Source organism: Pseudomonas sp. TE24901, from assembly GCF_054058375.1.
This window is the reverse complement of record NZ_JBSSAF010000009.1, coordinates 37757-55027: the sequence shown is the minus strand read 5'-3', so window position 1 is coordinate 55027 and position 17271 is coordinate 37757. Positions and strand designations below refer to the sequence as shown.

Sequence of the window (17271 nt, the reverse complement as noted above, 5' to 3'; positions counted from 1 at the left end):
ATGCTGTGGCAGCTCGCCCAGATGCTTTGGGTGGGCGGCCTATGGCTGTTGCATATTGGTGTTTTGCCGGCGTTGGGCCTGATTGGCCTGGCGCCGTTGCTGATCGATGAGATCGACGGATTACTGAGTGCGCTGCTGGTGGGTTTTGCGGCGGCGTGCGTGATTCTCCAGGCGCTGGTGCTGATCAAGGCTGAAGGTCTGGGGAGTTTGTGGCGGGATATTCGCGGCCAACTGCTGTTGATGGCGCTGTATGCGTGCGCAATGTTTTGCGCGGTGCATGTCTGGCTGCCGGAAGCGTTGCGCTGGCAGCTATTCAGCTATCTTGTGCTAGGGTTTTCCGGCCTGGTGCTGGTTATACAGCCGGCGCCCGGGTGGAGTGGCGGGGCGCGCGAAGCACGCCCGTGACCCTTTGAATCATTTGAAGCGATGAACGTTCGACAGTTGCTTGTTGACGCTGAAGTTCTTGCGATGCAGCAGCGCCATCTTGCCGATGACCTGGACCAGGTCCGCTTTGCCAACCTTGCACAGTTCTGCAATGGCAGCCAGGCGCGCCTCGCGGTCGAGGATGTTGACCTTGATCTTGATCAATTCGTGATCGTTCAGCGCGCGTTCGAATTCGGCTAACACACCTTCAGTCAAACCGTTGTCTGCCACAATCAGAACTGGTTTCAGATGGTGGCCAATGGATTTGTACTGTTTCTTCTGCTCTTGAGTGAGCGGCATAATCTGACCCCTGCGTCTGATCTTGTAAAAAGCGGCGGCCAGTTTACCCGAGGGAGTCCGGGACCGCCCAGTTAATCACGACCCGTTTTATTTTCGAGGTGGCCCGTGGCCCGTTCCAAAACTAGCCTTAAGTGGCTGCAAGAGCATTTCAACGATCCTTACGTCAAAAAGGCGCAGAAGGACGGTTACCGTTCCCGGGCCAGCTACAAGCTGCTGGAGCTCCAGGACAAGGACAAATTGTTTCGCCCCGGCATGAGCGTCATCGACCTGGGTGCCGCCCCGGGTGGCTGGTCCCAGGTGGCCAGTCGTCTGATTGGTGGGCAAGGCCGGTTGATCGCATCCGACATCCTTGAGATGGACAGCATCCCGGACGTGACCTTCGTTCATGGAGACTTCACCCAGGACGCCGTACTCGCCGAGATTCTGGAGGCCGTGGGAAATTCGCAGGTAGACCTTGTGATTTCCGACATGGCCCCCAATATGAGTGGATTACCGGCTGTTGATATGCCGCGAGCCATGTTCCTGTGCGAGTTGGCGCTGGATCTGGCGGGGCGGGTATTGCGTCCGGGTGGTGATTTTCTGGTCAAGGTCTTCCAGGGTGAAGGCTTCGACGAGTACCACAAGAATATCCGCAAGCTGTTCGACAAGGTGCAAATGCGCAAACCGGACTCTTCCCGGGACCGGTCTCGCGAGCAATACCTGTTGGCGCGGGGGTTCCGTGGCATCGAAGGCGCCGCCAGCGATGAGCGTCTTTAAAGGTTTGAAGGGAGTCGATAGGTTTTTTTATATCGCTTTCGTCACGAAGCTTTACGAATATTGTGTAGTCAAAGTTTCACAAAGGGTTACAGACGGCGCCTGCCAGAGTTGTAGGTAATGTAGTAAGTTAGGCCGGTGAATATCATGCGAAGCGCGCGCCAGTAGCGGAGCTTGCTTCAGAGGGTAGTTAATTGAACGATATGGCAAAGAATCTGATCCTGTGGTTGATCATCGCGGCTGTCCTGGTGACGGTGATGAACAACTTCTCCAGCCCTAACGAGCCGCAGACCCTCAACTATTCCGACTTCATCCAGCAAGTTAAGGATGGCAAGGTCGAGCGCGTAGCGGTTGATGGCTACGTGATCACCGGCAAACGCAACGATGGCGATAGCTTCAAGACCATTCGTCCGGCCATTCAGGACAACGGTCTGATCGGTGACCTGGTGGATAATCACGTGGTTGTCGAAGGCAAGCAGCCTGAGCAGCAAAGCATCTGGACCCAATTGCTGGTCGCCAGCTTCCCGATCCTGGTGATCATCGCCGTGTTCATGTTCTTCATGCGCCAGATGCAAGGTGGCGCGGGGGGCAAGGGCGGACCGATGAGTTTCGGTAAGAGCAAGGCGCGCCTGCTGTCCGAAGATCAGGTGAAGACCACCCTGGCTGACGTCGCAGGTTGCGATGAAGCCAAGGAAGAAGTGGGCGAGCTGGTGGAATTCCTCCGGGATCCGGGCAAGTTCCAGCGTCTGGGCGGTCGCATTCCTCGCGGCGTGCTGATGGTGGGGCCTCCGGGTACCGGTAAAACCCTGCTGGCCAAGGCTATTGCGGGCGAAGCCAAGGTGCCTTTCTTCACCATTTCCGGTTCTGACTTCGTCGAGATGTTCGTGGGTGTCGGTGCCAGCCGTGTTCGCGACATGTTCGAGCAGGCGAAGAAGCACGCACCGTGCATCATCTTCATCGATGAAATCGACGCCGTTGGTCGCCATCGTGGCGCCGGCATGGGCGGCGGTCATGACGAGCGTGAGCAGACCCTCAACCAGTTGCTGGTTGAGATGGACGGCTTTGAAATGAATGACGGCATCATCGTCATCGCTGCAACCAACCGTCCGGATGTATTGGACCCTGCGTTGCTACGTCCAGGCCGCTTCGACCGCCAGGTTGTGGTGGGCTTGCCGGATATCCGTGGCCGCGAACAGATCCTGAAAGTACACATGCGCAAAGTGCCAATGGGCGACGACGTGGCTCCGGCCGTGATCGCTCGGGGTACTCCAGGCTTCTCCGGCGCCGACCTGGCCAACCTGGTCAACGAGGCCTCGCTGTTTGCGGCTCGTACCGGCAAGCGCATCGTTGAAATGAAAGAATTCGAGTTGGCAAAAGACAAGATCATGATGGGCGCCGAGCGCAAGTCCATGGTCATGTCCGAGAAAGAAAAACAGAACACGGCTTATCACGAAGCCGGCCACGCCATTGTCGGTCGCGTCGTGCCTGAGCATGACCCGGTCTACAAAGTGTCGATCATTCCTCGTGGTCGGGCACTGGGTGTCACCATGTTCCTGCCGGAAGAGGATCGCTACAGCCTCTCCAAGCGTGCGCTGATCAGCCAGATATGCTCGCTGTACGGTGGTCGTATTGCCGAAGAGATGACTTTGGGCTTCGACGGTGTCACTACCGGCGCTTCCAACGACATCATGCGTGCGAGCCAGATTGCCAGGAATATGGTCACCAAGTGGGGCTTGTCGGAGAAGCTCGGTCCGTTGATGTACGCCGAAGAAGAGGGCGAAGTGTTCCTGGGGCGTGGTGGTGGCGGTCAAAATGCCAGTTTCTCCGGTGAGACAGCCAAGCTGATCGACTCCGAAGTGCGCAGCATCATTGACCAGTGCTACGGCACGGCCAAGCAGATTCTGACCGACAACCGCGACAAGCTGGATGCCATGGCTGATGCGCTGATGAAGTATGAGACCATTGATGCCGATCAGATTGACGACATCATGGCGGGGCGCGCACCTCGTGAGCCTCGCGATTGGGAGGGCGGTTCGGGCACCTCTGGCACCCCGCCAGTGGTTCAGAATGAACGCCCTGAAGCCCCGATCGGCGGGCCGGCAGCTGACCACTAAGGCTTGAAATGACTTCTGTGTTGTCCTCCACCCGGTTGCCTTGCGGCAATCGGGTTCTTGATTTGGCCCATACGCACGTCATGGGCATTCTCAATGTAACCCCCGATTCCTTTTCCGATGGCGGCCGTTTCAGCCAGCTTGATGCAGCTTTGCGTCATGCCGAGGCGATGGTGACGGCTGGCGCGACCTTGATCGATGTCGGTGGTGAGTCGACTCGTCCCGGCGCCCGCGTGGTCTCTCCTTTGGAGGAGTTGGAGCGGGTGGCGCCTATCGTCGAGCGGATTGCTCGCGAGTTGGACGTGATCATTTCGGTTGATACCTCAACGCCAGCCGTAATGCGTGAAACTGCGCGCCTGGGTGCTGGGTTGATCAACGATGTGCGCTCCCTCCAGCGCGAGGGTGCCTTGGATGCTGCTGCAGCGACTGGGTTGCCGGTATGCCTGATGCACATGCTGGGCGAGCCTGGAAATATGCAAGACAGCCCGCACTATGATGATCTTGTGGGTGAGGTCAGTGGCTTCCTGGCTGAGCGGGTCGTGCAGTGCGCTGCGGTCGGGATTCCTGCGGAAAAGATCATCCTTGATCCGGGATTTGGTTTCGCCAAGACCCTGCAACACAATTTAAGCCTGTTCAAGCACATGGAGTCCTTGCATGCCCTTGGTCGGCCCTTGTTGGTCGGCGTTTCGCGCAAGAGCATGATAGGGCTGGCTTTGAACCGTCCGGTGGGTGAGCGACTGTATGGCGGCCTTGCGCTGGCGGCGCTGGCGGTAACCAAGGGCACGCGTATCTTGCGTGTGCATGATGTCGCCGAGACTGTGGACGTGGTGCGTATGATTGCCGCTGTAGAATCAGCCGAATAAGAATGATGGAGCACTTATGACTAAAAAATACTTTGGCACCGACGGTATCCGTGGTCGGGTCGGCGAGTTTCCTATTACTCCTGATTTCATGCTCAAGCTCGGTTGGGCGGCAGGTATGGCGTTCCGCAGCATGGGCGCATGCCGCATCCTGGTGGGCAAGGACACCCGTATTTCGGGTTACATGTTTGAATCTGCGCTGGAGGCCGGTTTGTCCGCTGCCGGTGCTGATGTAATGCTGCTGGGCCCTATGCCGACGCCGGCGATCGCTTACCTGACGCGTACCTTTCACGCTGAAGCCGGTATCGTGATCAGTGCCTCGCACAACCCTCATGATGACAATGGCATCAAGTTCTTCTCGGGCCAAGGCACCAAGCTGCCAGACGAGATCGAGTTGATGATTGAAGAGCTGCTGGATGCGCCGATGACGGTGGTAGATTCCAGCAAGCTGGGCAAGGTGTCGCGCATCAATGACGCTTCCGGCCGCTATATCGAGTTCTGCAAGAGCAGCGTGCCGACCAGCACCAATTTTGCCGGTCTGAAAATTGTTGTCGACTGTGCTCACGGCGCTACCTACAAGGTCGCGCCGAGTGTGTTCAAGGAGCTGGGCGCCGATGTGACGGTGCTGTCGGCTCAGCCAAATGGTTTGAACATCAACGAAAACTGTGGCTCCACCCATACAGAGCAACTGCAGGCAGCCGTACTGGCTGAGCATGCGGATCTCGGTATCGCCTTTGATGGTGATGGCGATCGCGTGCTGATGGTTGATCACACCGGCGCTGTGGTGGACGGTGATGAGTTATTGTTCATCATTGCTCGCGACCTGCATGAGCGGGGCAAGCTGCAAGGTGGCGTCGTGGGCACGCTGATGAGCAACCTTGGGCTGGAACTGGCCCTGGCAGATTTAGGTATTCCTTTCGTTCGTGCGAATGTGGGCGACCGTTATGTGATCGCAGAACTGTTGGAGCGCAACTGGCAGGTGGGGGGTGAAAACTCCGGGCACGTTGTGTGCTTCCATCACACCACGACGGGCGATGCCATTATTGCCGCGCTGCAGGTTTTGCTGTCCTTGCGTCGTCGTGAAGAAAGCCTTGCCCAGGCCCGCCAGGCGCTGCGCAAGTGCCCTCAAGTGTTGCTCAATGTGCGCTTCTCGGGCGGTGAAAACCCGATCGAGCATCCGGCTGTCAAAGAGGCCTGCGAGCGTGTGACCCTGGCAATGGCGGGGCGTGGGCGGGTGCTGCTGCGCAAGTCCGGCACAGAGCCTTTGGTGCGTGTCATGGTCGAAGGCGACGACGAAACACAGGTTCGCGGCCATGCCGAAGACCTGGCAAAACTGGTAACTGAAGTTTGCGCCTGAATTCGGCTTGCCAGTGGTGATGTGGTTGGGTAACATCTGCGCCCACTTTGACCGACGAGGTACAGCATGCGTCGCACTATGGTAGCTGGTAACTGGAAGATGCACGGTACCCGCGCCAGTGTCGCTGAGCTGATCAACGGCCTTCGTCACTTGGCCTTGCCAAGCGGTGTCGATGTCGCGGTTTTCCCACCTTGCTTGCATATCAACCAAGTGGTTGATGGCTTGAAAGGCAAGTCGATCCAGGTCGGCGCGCAGAACTCTGCGGTGGAGCCGATGCAAGGTGCGTTGACCGGTGAGATTTCGCCGAGTCAGCTGGTTGATGCGGGTTGTTCCTATGTGCTCGTCGGGCACTCCGAGCGCCGTCAGATGATGGGCGAGCGTGATGGGACACTCAATCGCAAGTTCGCAGCGGCACAGGCTTGTGGCTTGATTCCAGTGTTGTGCGTAGGGGAGACCCTTGCAGAGCGCGAATCGGGCAAGACTCTTGAAGTTGTCTCGCGTCAGCTGGGCAGCATCATCGAGGAGCTGGGTGTTGGTGCGTTTGCAAAGGCAGTAATTGCTTACGAGCCGGTCTGGGCCATTGGTACCGGGCTGACTGCTACACCGCAACAGGCGCAGGATGTGCACGCAGCCATCCGCGCACAGTTGGCGGCAGAGAATTCTGAGGTCGCGCAAGGTGTGCGGCTTCTATACGGCGGCAGCGTGAAGGCGGCCAATGCGGTCGAACTGTTCGGCATGCCGGATATCGATGGGGGGCTCATTGGTGGAGCTTCCCTGAATGCAGATGAGTTCGGTGCGATCTGTCGCGCCGCGGGAAACTGAAAAAATGCTGGAAACAGTCGTAGTCGTTTTTCATCTGTTGGCTGCCCTGGGCGTAGTTGCCCTGGTTTTGTTGCAACAGGGTAAAGGTGCGGATGCTGGTGCGTCTTTCGGTGCAGGTGCTTCAAATACTGTGTTCGGAAGCCAAGGTTCCTCTACCTTTCTTAGTAAGTTTACTGCTATACTTGCCGCAGGTTTCTTCATAACCAGCTTAGGGTTAGGTTACTTTGCTAAAGAGAAAGCTCATGTGCTGACTCAAGTAGGTTTGCCAAACCCAGCGGTGTTGGAAGTACCAAAAGCAAAACCGGCTTCTGATGATGTCCCGGTGCTTCAAGAGCAAAAGTCGGCTACTCCAGCGACTGACGTACCTCCAGCTCAAGAGCAAAAGTAAGAAGGGTTGTAAACGCTGTATTGCCGAGGTGGTGGAATTGGTAGACACGCAACCTTGAGGTGGTTGTGCCCATAGGGTGTAGGGGTTCGAGTCCCCTTCTCGGTACCAATTATCAGGAGAGCCCGCTGTTGCGGGCTTTCTTGTAGGTGGAAGGTTACATTGACCCTGTAAGGGATCGGTCGTATACTTCCGCCCCAGCTTTGTCGCGGGGTGGAGCAGTCTGGTAGCTCGTCGGGCTCATAACCCGAAGGTCGTCGGTTCAAATCCGGCCCCCGCAACCAGTTTTAGCGGAGCCCCTTTTAAGGGGCTTTTTGTTAGCTGGACACTTTCAACGCCGCTGTTCGACGGCGTTTCAAGGATGGGCGTTTCGCCCATTTTTTTATTTTGCACAGCATGCACATACATGCACGAGGGGGTTCAGGTGTCGAGCAAGCTAGAAGAGTTGCAGGCCTTGTTGGCCCCGGTGGTCGTGGCCCTAGGCTATGAATGCTGGGGTATTGAGTTTTCGGCTCAAGGTCGCCACTCAATGTTGCGCGTTTATATCGATAAAGAGGGCGGCGTGCTGGTGGACGATTGTGCCATTGTCAGCCGTCAGATCAGCGGTGTCCTGGATGTTGAAGATCCAATCTCCGTTGAATACACCCTCGAAGTTTCCTCGCCAGGCATGGAACGCCCACTGTTCACTATTGATCAGTTTGCAAAATTTGCCGGTGAACAAGTGAAGATCAGGCTGCGATCTCCCTTTGAAGGGCGACGCAACTTTCAGGGCCTTCTGCGCGGTGTAGAAGAACAGGATGTCGTGGTGCAGGTAGACGACCATGAGTTCCTGTTGCCGATCGATATGATCGACAAGGCCAACATTATTCCCAGTTTTGACTGAGACGCGGATCCCGCGGATCCAATGGCTTGCGAAAGGCGAGGCGTACGATGAGCAAAGAAGTACTGCTGGTTGTTGAGTCGGTATCCAATGAAAAGGGCGTACCGGCAAACGTGATTTTTGAAGCGCTGGAGCTGGCTCTGGCCACTGCTACCAAAAAGCGTTTTGAAGACGAAGTTGATCTGCGTGTGGAAATCAACCGCCACACCGGTGCCTATGAGACTTTCCGTCGCTGGACGGTCGTCGAAGAGGCCGATCTTGATGATCCGGCCATCGAAACCTGGCCGAGCAAGGTTGCGCAAACGCATCCTGGCGCCAAGGTCGGTGATGTCGTCGAAGAAAAGATCGAATCGATCGAATTCGGCCGTATTGCTGCACAGACCGCCAAACAGGTCATCGTGCAGAAGGTTCGCGAAGCCGAGCGCGCTCAAGTCGTTGACGCCTATCGCGAGCGCCTGGGTGAAATCATCTCCGGCACCGTGAAAAAAGTGACCCGCGACAACGTGATCGTCGACTTGGGCAACAACGCCGAGGCGTTGCTGGCCCGCGAAGACATCATCTCCCGCGAAACCTTCCGTGTTGGCGTGCGTCTGCGTGCGCTGCTCAAGGAAATCCGTACCGAAAACCGCGGCCCTCAGTTGATCCTGTCGCGTACCGCGCCGGAAATGCTGATCGAGCTGTTCCGTATCGAAGTACCGGAAATCGCCGAAGGCCTGATCGAAGTCATGGCTGCATCCCGCGACCCGGGTTCGCGCGCCAAGATCGCGGTCCGCTCCAAGGACAAACGCATTGACCCGCAAGGCGCCTGCATCGGTATGCGCGGTTCGCGCGTGCAAGCAGTGTCTGGCGAGCTCGGTGGTGAGCGTGTGGACATCGTCCTGTGGGACGACAACCCGGCGCAGTTCGTGATCAACGCCATGTCGCCGGCTGAAGTGGCGGCAATTATCGTTGACGAAGATGCCCATGCGATGGACATCGCCGTTGGCGCAGACAATCTGGCTCAGGCCATTGGTCGTGGTGGTCAGAACGTGCGTCTGGCCAGCCAACTGACCGGCTGGACCCTGAACGTGATGACCGAATCGGACATCCAGGCTAAGCAGCAAGCTGAAACCGGTGACATCCTGCGCAACTTCATCGACGAGCTGGAAGTCGACGAAGAGCTGGCACAGGTGCTGGTAGATGAAGGCTTCACCAGCCTGGAAGAGATTGCCTACGTACCGTTGGAAGAAATGCTCAACATCGACGGCTTTGACGAGGAAATCGTCAACGAGCTTCGCGCTCGGGCCAAGGATCGCTTGTTGACTAAAGCCATCGCTACTGAGGAAAAGCTGGCAGACGCCCATCCGGCCGAAGACCTGCTCTCGCTTGAGGGTATGGACAAGGATTTGGCGATGGAACTGGCGGTGCGCGGCGTAATTACCCGCGAAGACCTGGCCGAGCAGTCTATTGACGATCTGCTCGACATCGACGGCATTGACGATGATCGTGCCGGCAAGTTGATCATGGCCGCCCGAGCCCATTGGTTCGAGTAACTAGGCGCGGCCTGAGGAGAGAAGTGCATGACGCAAGTCACGGTGAAACAACTGGCCGATGAGGTCAAAACACCGGTAGAGCGCCTGTTGCAGCAGATGCGTGAGGCAGGTCTGCCGCACACCGCCGCCGATGAAGGTGTGAGCGACAGTGAGAAGCAGTCTTTGCTGACTCACTTGAAGAGCAGCCACAAGGCGAAAGTGGAAGAACCGCGCAAGATTACATTGCAGCGCAAAACCACCAGCACCCTGCGTGTTGCGGGTAGCAAGAGCATCAGCGTTGAAGTACGCAAGAAGAAAGTCTTCGTACAGCGCAGCCCGGAAGAAATCGAAGCCGAGCGCAAACGCGAACTGGAAGAACGTCGCGCAGTAGAAAATGCTGCTCGTCAGAAGGCTGAAGAAGAAGCCAAGCGTCGCGCCGAAGAAGAAGCGCGTCGCCAGCCTGCTGCTGCGCAACCTGCTGTTACTGAAGCGGTCGCTGCGCCTAGCGCGCCAGTAGAAGCTGTACGTGAGGCCGCTCCGGTTGCACCTGCGCCAGCACCTGCTGCAGACACTCGCAAGCGTGACGAACCTCGTCGTCCGGACAAGCCACGTGCTGACGATAACAATCGTCGCGGTGGTGGTGGCGATGGTGAGCGCAAAAACGCTCCGCATCGTGCTTCGGTCAAAGAGAAAGCGCCTGCTCCACGCGTTGCCCCACGTACTACCGACGAAGAAAGCGATGGCTTCCGTCGTGGTGGTCGCGGCAAGGCCAAGCTGAAAAAGCGCAACGCCCACGGTTTCCAGAGCCCAACCGGCCCTGTCGTGCGTGAAGTGAAGATCGGCGAGACCATCACTGTTGGCGACCTCGCACAGCAGATGTCGGTCAAGGCTGCTGAAATCATCAAGTTCATGTTCAAGCTGGGCACTCCGGCCACCATCAACCAGGTACTGGATCAGGAAACTGCCCAACTGGTTGCTGAAGAGCTGGGCCACAAAGTGACCCTGGTCAGCGACACCGCCCTGGAAGATTCCCTGGCCGAGTCCCTGAAGTTTGAAGGTGAAGCGGTTTCCCGTGCACCAGTCGTGACCGTAATGGGCCACGTTGACCACGGTAAGACCTCCCTGCTCGACTACATCCGTCGTGCCAAGGTGGCTGCTGGCGAAGCCGGTGGTATCACCCAGCACATCGGTGCATACCACGTTGAAACCGACCGTGGCATGGTGACGTTCCTCGATACCCCGGGTCACGCCGCGTTTACCGCAATGCGTGCCCGTGGTGCCAAGGCGACCGATATCGTGATCCTGGTGGTTGCAGCGGACGACGGCGTGATGCCACAAACCATCGAGGCTGTTCAGCACGCTCAGGCGGCTGGCGTTCCTCTGGTGGTTGCAGTGAACAAAATCGACAAGCCGGGCGCCGATCTCGATCGCATCCGTAGCGAACTGTCGGTTCACGGCGTGACCTCCGAAGAGTGGGGTGGCGACACTCCATTCGTACCGGTCTCCGCGAAAATGGGTACCGGCGTTGACGAACTGCTCGAAGCCGTTCTGTTGCAAGCCGAAGTGCTGGAACTGACTGCTACGCCATCGGCCCCAGGTCGTGGTGTCGTGGTTGAATCCCGCCTCGACAAGGGCCGTGGCCCGGTTGCGACCGTCCTGGTTCAAGACGGTACCCTGCGCCAAGGCGACATGGTCCTGGTCGGTTCGAACTACGGCCGTGTACGTGCCATGCTCGACGAGAACGGCAAGCCAATCAAGGAAGCAGGTCCTGCTATCCCGGTCGAGATCCTCGGCCTGGACGGTACTCCGGACGCTGGTGACGAGATGAGCGTGGTTGCCGACGAGAAGAAAGCCCGCGAAGTGGCTCTGTTCCGTCAAGGCAAGTTCCGCGAAGTCAAACTGGCCCGTGCTCACGCCGGCAAGCTGGAAAACATCTTCGAGAACATGGGCCAGGAAGAGAAGAAGACGCTCAACATCGTCCTCAAATCTGACGTACGTGGTTCCCTCGAAGCGTTGAACGGCGCCTTGAACGGCCTGGGTAACGACGAAGTGCAAGTGCGCGTTGTCGGTGGCGGTGTCGGTGGTATCACCGAGTCCGACGCCAACCTGGCACTGGCTTCCAACGCTGTACTGTTCGGCTTCAACGTACGTGCCGATGCCGGCGCTCGCAAGATCGTCGAGCAGGAAGGCCTGGACATGCGTTACTACAACGTCATCTACGACATCATCGAAGACGTCAAGAAAGCCCTCACCGGCATGCTTGGCAGCGACGTCCGGGAGAACATCCTGGGTATCGCCGAAGTGCGTGACGTGTTCCGCTCGCCGAAATTCGGCGCGATCGCCGGCTGCATGGTGGTTGAAGGCACCGTGTACCGTAACCGCCCAATCCGTGTACTGCGTGAAGACATCGTTATCTTCGAAGGCGAGCTGGAATCCCTGCGCCGCTTCAAGGATGACGCTTCCGAAGTACGTGCCGGCATGGAATGCGGTATCGGCGTCAAGAGCTACAACGACGTCAAGGTTGGCGACAAGATCGAAGTCTTCGAGAAGGTCCAGGTTGCTCGCAGCCTCTAACTCGCGCACTTCCGGAGCCACGCGGCGTGTGGGCATGCAAATGCCCCGCGCAGCGTACGGACTCTAAACGCAACGCCCGGTCTGGCTTTTGTCAGGCCGGGCGTTTGCCGCTTTCAGACCCCACGGGTTTCACCGTGTGGCAGTAACAGGTAACAAGACATGGCAAAAGAATACAGCCGTACCCAGCGTATCGGCGATCAGATGCAGCGTGAGCTGGCCCAACTGATCCGTCGCGAAGTCAAAGACCCCCGTGTTGGCCTGGTCACCATCACCGCCGTAGAAGTGAGCCGTGACGTGGGTCACGCCAAGATCTTCATCACCGTGATGGGCCAGGACAGCAGCGAAGAAATCGCGCAAAGCATCAAGGTGCTCAACTCTGCCGCAGGTTTCCTGCGCATGCAGTTGGCCCGCGAAATGAAGCTGCGCAGTGTTCCCCAGTTGCACTTCCACTACGACGAAAGCGTCGTGCGTGGTGCGCACCTGTCGGCACTGATCGAGCGCGCCGTGGCTGAAGACAGCCAGCACCCGTCCACACCTGAAGACGCCAAGGAGTAAGCGGTGGCTCAGGTCAAACGTATCCGTCGCAACGTCAGCGGCATCATTCTGCTCGACAAGCCCATTGGCTTCACCTCCAATGCCGCGTTGCAGAAGGTTCGCTGGCTGCTCAATGCCGAAAAGGCCGGGCACACCGGCAGCCTCGACCCACTGGCCACCGGTGTATTGCCGTTGTGCTTTGGCGAGGCCACCAAGTTCTCGCAATACCTGCTCGATTCCGACAAGGGTTACGAAACCCTGATGCAACTGGGCAAGACCACCACCACGGCTGATGCCGAGGGTGATGTCCTGCAGGTTCGCGACGTGACCGTTGGTCGCTCTGATATCGAGGCTGCGTTACCCGGTTTTCGTGGGCAAATCAGTCAGATACCGCCGATGTACTCGGCTCTCAAGCGTGATGGGCAACCCCTTTACAAGCTGGCACGTGCGGGCGAAGTAGTGGAGCGCGAAGCGCGTTCTGTTACTATTGCGCGCTTGGAATTGCTCGCCTGTGAAGGCGACACCGCGCGTCTGGCCGTGGACTGCAGCAAAGGCACCTATATCCGTACCCTGGTGGAAGATATTGGTGAACATCTTGGTTGCGGTGCGTACGTTGCAGAGTTGCGACGCACACAGGCCGGCCCTTTCACCCTGGCCCAGACGGTCACGCTGGAAGAGTTGGAAGCGGTACACGCCGAAGGCGGCAATGAAGCGGTTGATCGCTTCCTGATGCCATCGGACAGCGGTTTGCTGGATTGGCCATTACTGCACTTCTCGGAGCACAGCGCGTTCTACTGGCTCAACGGCCAGCCGGTACGTGCCCCGGATGCCCCGAAGTTCGGCATGGTGCGGGTACAGGATCATAATGGTCGCTTCATCGGGATCGGTGAAGTGAGCGAAGACGGGCGCATCGCGCCACGTCGACTGATTCGGTCAGAATGACCGAACGAGTGTGGCTGTTAACAGGCACGGTCAACACTCATTTTTAGATACAGGGATTTGTCCCTGGCCTGTTGAAACTGCCCTTTGGGTGGTTTCCTGAAAAAAGGATTGCCTCATGGCTCTCGACGTTCAAGAAAAAGCACAAATCGTTGCTGACTATCAGCAAGCTGTTGGTGACACTGGTTCGCCAGAAGTGCAAGTTGCACTGCTGACCCACAACATCAACAAGCTGCAAGGTCACTTCAAGGCCAACGGTAAAGATCACCACTCCCGTCGTGGTCTGATCCGCATGGTAAACCAGCGCCGTAAGCTGCTGGACTACCTGAAAGGCAAGGATCTGGGTCGTTATCAGACTCTGATCGGTCGCCTGGGTCTGCGTCGCTAATAAGCGATTGCGCTAGAGGTTGGTTGTCTGCCGTGTGTCAGTGGGATTCCCGCTGGCTCATGGTAGGCTCCCAGCCTCAAGTTTTATCTGGATACACGTTTTACCCCTGGACCTGGTTCGGGCCGATTCCCGACATTGCCCAAGAATTTCGCAAGAAGACACGTTCCCCCAAGAGCCACAAAGAAGGTAGGACACCGTGAACCCGGTTATCAAAAAATTCCAGTTCGGTCAGTCGACCGTTACCCTCGAGACAGGCCGTATCGCCCGTCAAGCCTCCGGCGCAGTGCTGGTTACCGTTGACGACGACGTTACCGTTCTGGTGACCGTGGTTGGCGCCAAGACCGCTGACCCGAGCAAAGGCTTCTTCCCTCTGTCCGTTCACTACCAGGAAAAGACTTACGCTGCCGGTAAGATCCCTGGCGGTTTCTTCAAGCGCGAAGGTCGTCCTTCCGAGAAAGAAACCCTGACTTCCCGACTGATCGACCGTCCGATCCGTCCGCTGTTCCCAGAAGGCTTCATGAACGAAGTGCAGGTTGTCTGCACCGTCGTTTCCACCAGCAAGAAGACCGATCCGGACATCGCTGCAATGATCGGTACCTCGGCTGCCCTGGCCATCTCCGGCATTCCTTTCGATGGCCCGATCGGCGCTGCCCGCGTTGCGTTCCACGAAAGCACCGGCTACCTGCTGAACCCGACTTACGAGCAACTGAAAGCTTCGAGCCTGGACATGGTCGTTGCCGGTACGTCGGAAGCCGTATTGATGGTTGAATCGGAAGCCAAAGAGCTGACCGAAGACCAGATGCTGGGCGCCGTGCTGTTCGCCCACGACGAGTTCCAGGCTGTTATCAAGGCTGTCACCGAGCTGGCTGCCGAAGCGGCCAAGCCAACCTGGACCTGGGCGCCACAAGCTGAAGCCACCGAACTGCTGGGCGCTATCCGCTCCGAGTTCGGCGCTGCCATCTCCGACGCCTACACCATCACCGTCAAGGCCGACCGTTACGCTCGCCTGGGCGAGCTGAAAGACCAGGTTGTGGCCAAGCTGTCCGGTGAAGAAGGCCAGCCTTCCGCCAGCGACGTCAAAGCGGCTTTCGGCGAGATCGAATACCGCACCGTTCGCGAAAACATCGTAAACGGCAAGCCACGCATCGACGGCCGCGACACCCGCACCGTACGTCCGCTGAACATCGAAGTTGGTGTTCTGCCGAAGACTCACGGTTCGGCGCTGTTCACCCGTGGTGAAACCCAGGCCCTGGTGGTCGCGACCCTGGGTACTGCCCGTGACGCGCAGTTGCTGGACACCCTGGAAGGCGAGAAAAAAGACCCGTTCATGCTGCACTACAACTTCCCTCCGTTCTCGGTGGGCGAGTGTGGTCGCATGGGTGGCGCTGGTCGTCGCGAAATCGGCCACGGCCGTCTGGCGCGCCGTTCGGTACAGGCCATGCTGCCTGCTGCTGACGTGTTCCCTTACACCATTCGTGTTGTGTCGGAAATCACCGAATCCAACGGTTCCAGCTCCATGGCTTCCGTTTGCGGTGCTTCCCTGGCGCTGATGGACGCCGGTGTGCCGATGAAGGCGCCGGTTGCCGGTATCGCCATGGGCCTGGTTAAAGAAGGCGAGAAGTTCGCCATCCTGACCGACATCCTGGGTGACGAAGACCACCTGGGCGACATGGACTTCAAAGTAGCCGGTACCGCCAAAGGTGTGACCGCGCTGCAGATGGACATCAAGATCAAGGGCATCACCGAAGAGATCATGGAAATCGCCCTGGGCCAAGCCCTGGAAGCGCGCCTGAACATCCTCGGCCAGATGAACCAGATCATTGGTCAGTCCCGTACCGAGCTGTCGGAAAATGCTCCGACCATGATCGCGATGAAAATCGACACCGACAAAATCCGTGATGTCATCGGTAAAGGCGGCGCGACCATCCGTGCGATCTGCGAAGAAACCAAGGCTTCGATCGATATCGAAGACGACGGCTCCATCAAGATCTTCGGCGAAACCAAGGAAGCGGCTGAAGCTGCACGTCAGCGCGTACTGGGCATCACCGCTGAGGCCGAGATCGGCAAGATCTACGTCGGTAAGGTTGAGCGCATCGTCGACTTCGGCGCATTCGTGAACATCCTGCCGGGCAAAGACGGTCTGGTTCACATCTCCATGCTGAGCGACGCTCGCGTTGAGAAAGTGACCGACATCCTGAAAGAAGGCCAGGAAGTCGAAGTACTGGTATTGGACGTGGACAACCGCGGCCGTATCAAGCTGTCCATCAAGGACGTCGCAGCAGCCAAGGCGTCGGGCGTTTAATCAACCCCAGGCTTCACGCTGAAAAAAGGACCCCTCGGGGTCCTTTTTTTATGGGAGCGGGAAAGTGAAGGGAAATCAGCCATTTACCCGGAGTCAAAAGCCGCAACTTGCATGCAGGCACGATGGGCTTCATGCAAGTTGCACGATTTCGAAAATTGCGTGTTTTTATAAGTTATTGATTTATATGGATTTAAATGTCTGTCGCGACTTGGCACACTGCCTGCAATATCCCTGTTAACGCTGCAGCATCAAGGTTCATGTGCTGCGGACTTTTAATAAAACAGGAGTTACTCGTATGAAGAAGTTCGCTCTCGCTACTGCTACCGCTCTGACTCTGGCCATGGGTGCTAACGTAGCCTTTGCTCAGACTTCCCAAGCCCCTATGACTTTGGCGGCTGGTGAAGCGACCAAGGCTAAAGAAAGCGTTTCGGATACTTGGATCACCACCAAAGTTAAATCCGATCTGCTGACCGAGAAAGGCATTCCAGGCTCGGACATCAAGGTTGAAACCAACAAAGGCGTGGTTTCCCTGTCGTCCACAGTCGCTATCTCTGATTCGCAGAAAGCCACTGCCGTAGCGATCACCAAGAAAATCAAAGGTGTAACCGCCGTATCCGCTGATGGCCTGATGGCTGGCGGTGCTACCAAGGCTGACGGCATCGACAAGACCAAGGGCGCCGCTGCCAGCGCTAAAGAGTCGACCTCTGATACCTGGATCACCACCAAAGTGAAAGCTGATCTGGTAACCGAGAAAGGCATTCCTGGCACCGACATCAAAGTCGAAACCAACAAAGGTGTAGTTTCCCTGTCTTCGGCTGTAGCCGTCACTGAAGCCCAGAAAACCACCGCGGTGAACATCACCAAGAAAATCAAAGGCGTTAAAGCTGTATCGGCCGATGGCCTGAAGGCAGAGTAATGCTTAAGGATTCGTCTTGAACTAGACGGCGGCGGCTTAAGGTGAGTTAGATATCCACCCAATGCACCTCTGGAGTTCATGCGACCGACCACAAGGATGTGGTCATTACAGGCCCCGGCATTCGTGTCGGGGCCTGTTCTATTTGAGGTTGGATAAAAAAACTTCATCACAACAGATATCCCATGTGGGAGCGGGCTTACCCGCGAAAGCGTCGTG

General features: G+C 57.4%; 16 protein-coding genes and 2 tRNA genes. 17 read left to right on the top strand and 1 reads right to left on the bottom strand.

Annotated elements, in window-relative coordinates; translation table 11 throughout:
* Positions 1-405 carry an MFS transporter gene (locus ACVWVP_RS18805; protein ID WP_178919543.1) on the top strand — a complete coding sequence of 135 codons (405 nt, stop codon included), beginning with the start codon at positions 1-3 and terminating at the stop codon, positions 403-405.
* Positions 406-414: 9 nt separating this feature from the next.
* Here the strand turns inward: ACVWVP_RS18805 and ACVWVP_RS18800 are convergent, their stop codons facing one another.
* On the bottom strand, positions 415-723 hold the full coding sequence (locus ACVWVP_RS18800) for a YhbY family RNA-binding protein (protein ID WP_178919544.1): 309 nt from the start codon (positions 721-723) through the stop codon (positions 415-417).
* Between the two features lie 105 nt (positions 724-828).
* Here ACVWVP_RS18800 and rlmE point away from each other — a divergent pair, with 105 nt between their 5' ends.
* The 16 genes from rlmE to ACVWVP_RS18720 all read left to right on the top strand — a co-directional run bounded on the left by rlmE (position 829) and on the right by ACVWVP_RS18720 (position 17055).
* Complete coding sequence (rlmE, locus tag ACVWVP_RS18795; protein ID WP_010206606.1) at positions 829-1479, top strand: 23S rRNA (uridine(2552)-2'-O)-methyltransferase RlmE; 651 nt, start codon at positions 829-831, stop codon at positions 1477-1479.
* Positions 1480-1679: 200 nt separating this feature from the next.
* Positions 1680-3590 (top strand): ATP-dependent zinc metalloprotease FtsH, encoded by a 1911-nt coding sequence (gene ftsH, locus ACVWVP_RS18790; RefSeq protein ID WP_178919545.1) that lies wholly within the window; start codon positions 1680-1682, stop codon positions 3588-3590.
* A gap of 8 nt (positions 3591-3598) precedes the next feature.
* Positions 3599-4450 carry a dihydropteroate synthase gene (gene folP / locus ACVWVP_RS18785; RefSeq protein ID WP_457407548.1) on the top strand — a complete coding sequence of 284 codons (852 nt, stop codon included), beginning with the start codon at positions 3599-3601 and terminating at the stop codon, positions 4448-4450.
* A 16-nt stretch (positions 4451-4466) separates the two neighbouring features.
* Positions 4467-5804 carry a phosphoglucosamine mutase gene (gene glmM / locus ACVWVP_RS18780; protein WP_178919547.1) on the top strand — a complete coding sequence of 446 codons (1338 nt, stop codon included), beginning with the start codon at positions 4467-4469 and terminating at the stop codon, positions 5802-5804.
* 66 nt (positions 5805-5870) lie between these two features.
* Positions 5871-6626, top strand: a complete 756-nt coding sequence (tpiA, locus tag ACVWVP_RS18775) for a triose-phosphate isomerase (protein ID WP_016973764.1) — start codon at positions 5871-5873, stop codon at positions 6624-6626.
* Between the two features lie 4 nt (positions 6627-6630).
* Complete coding sequence (secG, locus tag ACVWVP_RS18770) at positions 6631-7014, top strand: preprotein translocase subunit SecG (protein WP_010206600.1); 384 nt, start codon at positions 6631-6633, stop codon at positions 7012-7014.
* Positions 7015-7036: 22 nt separating this feature from the next.
* Positions 7037-7122, top strand: a tRNA-Leu gene (locus ACVWVP_RS18765).
* A 96-nt stretch (positions 7123-7218) separates the two neighbouring features.
* Positions 7219-7295 (top strand) — tRNA-Met (locus ACVWVP_RS18760).
* Between the two features lie 140 nt (positions 7296-7435).
* Positions 7436-7894 (top strand): ribosome maturation factor RimP, encoded by a 459-nt coding sequence (gene rimP / locus ACVWVP_RS18755; protein ID WP_176998424.1) that lies wholly within the window; start codon positions 7436-7438, stop codon positions 7892-7894.
* 47 nt (positions 7895-7941) lie between these two features.
* Complete coding sequence (nusA, locus tag ACVWVP_RS18750; protein WP_178919548.1) at positions 7942-9423, top strand: transcription termination factor NusA; 1482 nt, start codon at positions 7942-7944, stop codon at positions 9421-9423.
* 27 nt (positions 9424-9450) lie between these two features.
* Positions 9451-11976: a translation initiation factor IF-2 gene (gene infB, locus ACVWVP_RS18745; protein WP_178919549.1), complete on the top strand. Its 2526-nt coding sequence runs from the start codon at positions 9451-9453 to the stop codon at positions 11974-11976.
* 159 nt (positions 11977-12135) lie between these two features.
* Positions 12136-12531, top strand: coding sequence for a 30S ribosome-binding factor RbfA (gene rbfA / locus ACVWVP_RS18740; RefSeq protein ID WP_016973761.1), 396 nt, complete (start codon positions 12136-12138; stop codon positions 12529-12531).
* A 3-nt stretch (positions 12532-12534) separates the two neighbouring features.
* Complete coding sequence (truB, locus tag ACVWVP_RS18735) at positions 12535-13452, top strand: tRNA pseudouridine(55) synthase TruB (protein WP_176998421.1); 918 nt, start codon at positions 12535-12537, stop codon at positions 13450-13452.
* A gap of 115 nt (positions 13453-13567) precedes the next feature.
* Positions 13568-13837, top strand: a complete 270-nt coding sequence (gene rpsO / locus ACVWVP_RS18730) for a 30S ribosomal protein S15 (RefSeq protein WP_003177875.1) — start codon at positions 13568-13570, stop codon at positions 13835-13837.
* A gap of 196 nt (positions 13838-14033) precedes the next feature.
* Positions 14034-16139 (top strand): polyribonucleotide nucleotidyltransferase, encoded by a 2106-nt coding sequence (gene pnp / locus ACVWVP_RS18725; protein ID WP_178919550.1) that lies wholly within the window; start codon positions 14034-14036, stop codon positions 16137-16139.
* A gap of 295 nt (positions 16140-16434) precedes the next feature.
* On the top strand, positions 16435-17055 hold the full coding sequence (locus tag ACVWVP_RS18720; RefSeq protein ID WP_178919551.1) for a BON domain-containing protein: 621 nt from the start codon (positions 16435-16437) through the stop codon (positions 17053-17055).
* Positions 17056-17271: the final 216 nt, after the last annotated feature.